Origin of the sequence: Sphingomonas sp., from assembly GCF_019749955.1 — a bacterium.
Lineage (GTDB): Bacteria > Pseudomonadota > Alphaproteobacteria > Sphingomonadales > Sphingomonadaceae > Sphingomonas.
This window is the reverse complement of sequence record NZ_JAIEPC010000010.1, coordinates 20,816-27,315: the sequence shown is the minus strand read 5'-3', so window position 1 is coordinate 27,315 and position 6,500 is coordinate 20,816. Positions and strand designations below refer to the sequence as shown.

General features: G+C 63.7%; 4 protein-coding genes and 2 pseudogenes. 4 read left to right on the top strand and 2 right to left on the bottom strand.

Annotated elements, in window-relative coordinates:
• Together K2W81_RS03225 and K2W81_RS03220 are read right to left on the bottom strand one after the other, a co-directional pair.
• Positions 1–76, bottom strand: a pseudogene (locus K2W81_RS03225) (transposase); the annotation flags it as partial.
• 54 nt (positions 77–130) lie between these two features.
• Positions 131–709, bottom strand: a pseudogene (locus K2W81_RS03220) (bile acid:sodium symporter); the annotation flags it as partial.
• A 186-nt stretch (positions 710–895) separates the two neighbouring features.
• Here K2W81_RS03220 and K2W81_RS03215 point away from each other — a divergent pair.
• From K2W81_RS03215 to K2W81_RS03200, 4 genes are all read left to right on the top strand, one after another.
• Positions 896–1,435 carry a heme NO-binding domain-containing protein gene (locus K2W81_RS03215; protein WP_294101250.1) on the top strand — a complete coding sequence of 180 codons (540 nt, stop codon included), beginning with the start codon at positions 896–898 and terminating at the stop codon, positions 1,433–1,435.
• Positions 1,423–3,432 (top strand): bifunctional diguanylate cyclase/phosphodiesterase, encoded by a 2,010-nt coding sequence (locus tag K2W81_RS03210; protein WP_294101248.1) that lies wholly within the window; start codon positions 1,423–1,425, stop codon positions 3,430–3,432. Before K2W81_RS03215 ends, K2W81_RS03210 begins: the two co-directional genes overlap by 13 nt.
• An 87-nt stretch (positions 3,433–3,519) precedes the next feature.
• Positions 3,520–5,355, top strand: a complete 1,836-nt coding sequence (gene typA / locus K2W81_RS03205; protein WP_294101246.1) for a translational GTPase TypA — start codon at positions 3,520–3,522, stop codon at positions 5,353–5,355.
• A gap of 124 nt (positions 5,356–5,479) precedes the next feature.
• Entirely contained in the window at positions 5,480–6,493 is a 1,014-nt protein-coding gene (locus K2W81_RS03200; RefSeq protein WP_294101244.1) for a type I restriction endonuclease, read from the top strand.
• Positions 6,494–6,500 lie beyond the last annotated feature (7 nt).

The window sequence follows — 6,500 nt, the reverse complement described above, 5'->3', positions numbered from 1 at the left end:
CGAACAGCCATGCCTTCCTGCCCCGGGCGACGCTGCGCAGTTCGCGTTCAGCGGCATTGTTCGTCAGGCAGATCCGCGCCCACAGCCCCTCGGTCGCCGCCTGCGCAAAGGCGACATAGACCGCGAGTATGATCGTCAGCTTGTCCATCATCCCCGCGAGCTTGGCATGCCGCTCGACCGTCGCCAGCACGCGGGCGCGCAGCAGCTGGCCCAGCGCGAACGGCACCAGCAGCAGCAGCGCGACCTTGCCGACGGCCTCCAGCGACACGCCACCCATCGCGCCACCGACGAGCAGCGCAAACAGCAGCGGCGTCAGCACCACGCCGAGCAGGCTCGACGCTGCCGAGGCAATCACTGACGCCGCGACATTGCCGCGCGCAATTGACGTGTACGCAATCGACGACTGCACCGTCGTCGGCAGCACGCCGAGAAACACGAGGCCGAGCAATATCTCAGGCGCCAGCCGCCCGCTCAGCGCCGCCCGCGCCGCCAGCATCGCCAGCGGGAACAGCGCAAAGCCAAAGCCCAGGATCGCGAGCTGCAATCGCCAATGCTTGGCGCCTGCCGCCACCGCCTGCGGACTCAACCGCGCGCCGTGGAGGAAGAACAACGTGAAGATCGCCGCGTTCGACGCCCAGCCGATCGCTACCAGCAGGCCGCCGGTTGCGGGCAGCAGCGTCGCCACGACCAACGTCGCGACCAGGATCATGATGAAGCGATCGGGCAGGAAGCGGCGCAAATGGTCCATAAGCCGCCCGCGCCTACGCGCTTTTGCCGCCCACCGCCAACCTTGGGCAAGCGACCTGCCCGTTTTGGGGCGCAACTGCCTGCCGCTTCAACAAATCTTTACCTCGATCGGCGATGGCAGCACTGAATTTCGAAGTGGGGCGCGGGCATGAAAGGCATTATTTTCAATCTGCTGGAAGAACAGGTGGTCGGCCAATTCGGCGACGGCACCTGGGACGATCTGCTCGACGATACCGAGCTCGACGGCGCCTATACCTCGCTCGGCAGCTATGACGACCGCGAGATCATGGCGCTGGTGGCGGCTGCTGCTGCGAAGCTCGACAAATCGCCCGCCGAAATCCTGCGCTGGTTCGGCAAATCGGCAATCCCCGCGCTGGCGTTGCGCTTCCCCGCCTTTTTCGAAGCGCCGAGCAATGCGCGCAATTTCCTGCTCAGCGTCAACACGATCATCCACCCCGAAGTGCGCAAGCTCTATTCGGGCGCGGGCTGCCCGCATTTCCGTTTTCAGCACGCCGGCGATGACGAGCTGGTGATCGGCTATTCCTCGCCGCGCAAGCTGTGTGCGCTCGCTGAAGGGTTCATCGAAGGGACGGCTGCGCATTATGGCGAGCACGTTACGGTCGCGCACCGTGACTGCATGCACGACGGCGCGCCCGCTTGCCAGCTCGCGGTCCAATGGGTGTCCTGAAACCCGAAGACTTTACCGGAGCGGCCGATCTCGCGCGCACCCTTGAGCGCGTCGAGCGTCGACTGGCGCGCGAGCGCGCGGCCCGCGCCGAGGCTGAAGCAATCGCCGAAACCGGCCTGCGCGCGCTCTATCTGTCGCAGCAACGGATCGAGCTGCTCCAGCGGATCGCGGCCAAGGCCAATGAAGCCGCCGACACCCGCGACGCGCTAATCTATGCGATTACCGAGATTTGCGCGACCAATGGCTGGGCGTTCGGCAATGTCTATCTGATCGATCCCGCCGATGCCGATAATCTGGTGCCGTCGGACATCTGGTACGCCGCCGACCCGGCTGGGCTGATGCCGTTCATCGATGACTCGCTCGCGCGCCAGTTCCGGCGTGGCGAGGGGCTGCCGGGGCGCGTGCTCGACAATTTCGCGCCGCTGTGGCTGAGCGATATCACCCAGGCCGCCAATTTCCCGCGCCGCGATGTCGCGCGCCAATGCGGGCTCAATTCGGCCTTCGCCTTCCCCGTGCTGGTGCAAAATGACGTGGCGGCAGTGATGGAGTTTTTCGCGCGCGATAACCCGGCCGAAGACGAAAGCTTCCTCGCGCTGATGGGCCAGATCGGCACGCAATTGGGCCGCGTGATCGAGCGCGAACGCTTTGCCGCCAAGCTGTTTTACGACGCGCTGCACGATCCGCTGACGAACCTGCCCAATCGCGCGCTGTTCCACGACCGCGTGACGCGCGCGCTGGAGCGGCGGGCGCGCCAGCCCGATTACCGCGTGGCGGTGCTGTTCCTCGATCTCGACGCGTTCAAGTTCATCAACGACAGCCTGGGGCATCAGGCAGGGGATAAGGTGCTGATCGGCACCGCCGCGCGCCTGCGCACCGCGCTCGAGCGTGGTGCTGTCGACCGTGCTGATCCTTGGCCCGAATGGACGCTGGCGCGGCTGGGCGGCGATGAGTTTACGGTGCTGCTCGAAGGTTTCGTCGACGAATGGCTGCCCAAGCGCGTGGCGATGCGGCTGCTCGACTCGCTGAGCGAGGCGCACATCATCGCGGAATCGGAAATCCACAGCGGCGGCAGCATTGGCCTGGCCCATGCGGTGTCCGAATGCGTCACCGCGCTCGACCTGCTGCGCAAAGCCGATACCGCCATGTATGAGGCCAAGGCGCGCGGGCGCGGCCAGGTCGCGGTGTTCGATTCGGTGCTGCGCCAGCGCGCGACATCGCGGCTCAACACCGAAAATGCGCTACGCGGGGCGCTGCGGCGCGGCGAGTTCCAGCTTTATTACCAGCCGATCGTCGATCTCGGCACCGATCGATTGTCGGGCTTCGAAGCCTTGCTGCGGTGGGAACGCCGCCCGGGCGAGCTGATCGCGCCGGGGCAGTTCATTGATGTCGCCGAGGAAACCGGTCTGATCGTGATGATCGGCAATTGGGTGCTGCGCGAGGCGTGCCAGGCAACCGTCGGCTGGCACCACCGCTTTCCCGATCGCGTGCCCGTTACGATCAGCATCAACGTCTCGCCGCGCCAATTCCTGCAACCCGGCTTTGCCGATATCGTCCGCGATACGATTACCGAAACCGGCGTGGCACCCGCCACCGTATCGCTCGAAATCACCGAAAGCATCGCGATCAGCAATCCCGACCGGGCGGTGCGCATCATGCGCCAGTTGCGCGCGCTCGGCGTGCGGATCAGCCTTGATGACTTCGGGACCGGCTATTCGTCGCTCGGCCATTTGCATCGTTATCCGTTCGACACATTAAAGCTCGACCGCAGCTTCGTCGCCGAAATGGGGCCCGAGCGCGGCAAGGTCGGTCGCGGCATTGTGCGCGCCGTGCTTGATCTCGCGTCGACGATGGACCTGTCGGTGATTGCCGAGGGGCTTGAAACCCCGCGCCAGTGCCAGGATCTGCGGGCAATGGGCTGCACCTATGGCCAAGGCTATTTCTACTCGCGCCCGGTCGACATGGCCGCCGCCGGACGGCTGATCGCGCGCGACGGCTGACCCCGCGTCGTGCGGCCCTTCCCGCGCCGCAACATTTACGCTATGCGCGCGGCCAGCCTTTATCCCTTAGACATATCAGGACACCTTATGAGCCTCCGCAACGTGGCCATCATCGCGCACGTCGATCACGGCAAGACCACCCTTGTCGACCAGCTTTTCCGCCAATCGGGCACCTTCCGCGACAACCAGCGCGTCGAAGAGCGCGCGATGGATTCGAACGATCTGGAAAAGGAACGCGGGATCACGATTCTCGCCAAGTGCACCTCGATCGAGTGGGATGATCATCACGGGCACAAGACGCGGATCAACATCGTCGACACGCCCGGCCACGCCGATTTCGGCGGCGAAGTCGAACGCATCCTGTCGATGGTCGACGGCGTGATCCTGCTGGTCGACGCCGCCGAAGGCGCGATGCCGCAGACGAAGTTCGTGACCGGCAAGGCGCTCGCGCTGGGGCTGCGCCCGATCGTCGTCGTCAACAAGATCGACCGCAGCGATGCGCGCGCGCAGGAAGTGCTCGACGAAGTGTTCGACCTGTTCGTATCGCTTGAGGCGAATGACGATCAGCTTGATTTTCCTGTGCTTTTTGCCAGCGGCCGCAACGGCTATGCCGGCGACAATCCCGATGTCCGCGAAGGCACGCTCGACCCGTTGTTCAACAAGATTGTCGAGCATGTCCCCGCCCCCTCGGCCGACCCCGATGGTCCCTTCAAGTTCCTCGTCACGTTGCTCGACCGCGACAATTTCCTCGGCCGCATCCTGACCGGCCTGGTGTTTTCGGGAAGCGTCAAGACCAACATGCCGATCCACGCGCTCGACCCCGAGGGCAAGATCGTCGAGACCGGCCGCGCGTCGAAGATCATGGCTTTCCGGGGCCTTGAGCGGCTGCCGGTCGATGAAGCCAATGCGGGCGACATCATCAGCCTCGCCGGGCTGACGATCGCGACGGTTGCCAACACCATCGCCGACCCGAGCGTCACCGAGCCGCTGCACGCGCAGGCGATCGATCCGCCGACGCTGTCGATGCGCTTTGCGGTGAACGACAGCCCGATGGCCGGCCGCGAAGGCAGCAAGGTGACGAGCCGCATGATCCGCGATCGCCTCTTCCGCGAAGCCGAATCGAACGTCGCGATCAAGGTCACCGAAAGCGACGACCGCGACAGCTACGAAGTTGCGGGACGCGGCGAATTGCAGCTCGGCGTGCTGATCGAAACGATGCGCCGCGAAGGCTTCGAACTCGGGATCAGCCGCCCGCGCGTGCTGTTCAAGGAAGACGAAAACGGCGGCAAGACCGAGCCTTACGAAACGGTCATCATCGACGTCGACGAGGAATATTCGGGCACCGTCGTCGAGAAGATGAACATTCGCAAAGCCGAGATGACCGACATGCGCCCCTCGGGCGGTGGCAAGACGCGCATCACCTTCAGCGCGCCCAGCCGCGGGATGATCGGCTATCACGGCGAATTCCTGTCGGACACGCGCGGCACCGGCATCATGAACCGGCTGTTCGAGAAATACGGCCCGCACAAGGGCAAGATCGAAGGCCGCAAGAACGGCGTGCTGATCTCGAACGGTTCGGGCGAGGCCAATGCCTATGCGCTGGGGCCGCTTGAGGAGCGCGGCATCATGATGGTCGCACCGGGCGAAGCGCTCTACGAAGGCATGATCATCGGCGAGAACGCCAAGACCGACGATCTCGAAGTCAATCCGATGAAGGCCAAGCAGCTCACCAACTTCCGCGCCAGCGGCGGCAAGGACGACGCGATCCGCCTGACCCCGCCGTGGCGGCTGACGCTCGAACAGGCGATTGCCTATATCGACGACGACGAGCTGGTCGAAGTGACGCCCAAGTCGATCCGCCTGCGCAAGCGCTACCTCGACCCCAACGAGCGCAAGCGCGCGAGCAGGGCGAAGGCGGCGTAAAAAATTTGTAACGCGCCGTAGGTCCCACATTCTGGCTAATTCAGCCAAAATGCGGGGGTTGGCGATGGAATTGGCGACACGGCTGGCGGAACTCGAAAAGCGAACAGCGCAGCACCGCGACCTGTTGCTGACCGAGGAGGCCGCGAAAACGGCTCTGGTCATGCCGTTCCTCCAAGCGCTGGGCTATGATGTCTTCAACCCGTCGGAAGTGATTCCTGAATTCACGGCCGACGTCGGGACGAAGAAGGGCGAGAAAGTCGATTACGCGATCTGTCTGGGCGGGAAGGTCGCGATGCTCGTCGAGTGCAAGCCGGCCGGCGTCGCCCTCGACCTGAACCACGGCAATCAGCTCTATCGATATTTCAGCGTCACCGAGGGACGCGTTGCGGTGCTGACCAACGGCGTCGTCTATAAATTCTATTCCGACATCGATCAGCCCAACAAGATGGACGATCGCCCGTTCTTCACCTTTTCGCTCGATGAGATGCGGCGATCCGACCCTGCGACGCTTGAGCGGTTCACCAAGGCGGCGTTCGATGTCGACCGGATTGTGGAAGAAGCGGAAAAGCTGAAGACCCAATCACTGTTGCGTGAAGAGCTGCGCAAGGAGTTTGCGGCACCGTCCGAGGACTTCGTGCGGTTGATGGCTGGGAAGGTGCACCAGGGCAAGCTGACGGCAGCGGTAAAGGACCGGTTTCAGGCGCACCTGGTGATCGCGATCGCTGACCTTGTGCGCGATATGGTGACCGAGCGGCTGACATCTGCGCTGAACGTGTCGAGTCCGCCACCGGTACCGACGGCGACGGCCTCCGCAGCGGCACTTGATGATGCGGGCGACGGGCAAATCATTACCACTGAAGATGAGATTGCCGGTTATCGAATTGTCCAGGCAATTTGTTCGCGCGTCGTGGCGCCCAAGCGCATCGCGATGCGTGATCAGCGCTCCTACTGTGCCGTTCTGCTCGATGACAACAATCGCAAATCGGTGGTCAGGCTCTATTTCAACAGCCGGACAACGCGCTATGTCGCGACTTTCGTGGGCAGGGACGAAGAGCGGTCGCTGATCACCGACCTGACCGACATATACCAGTTGGAACCCAAGATTTTGGCGCGGCTCGCCGAACTGGAAAGCTCCTGACTCGTGC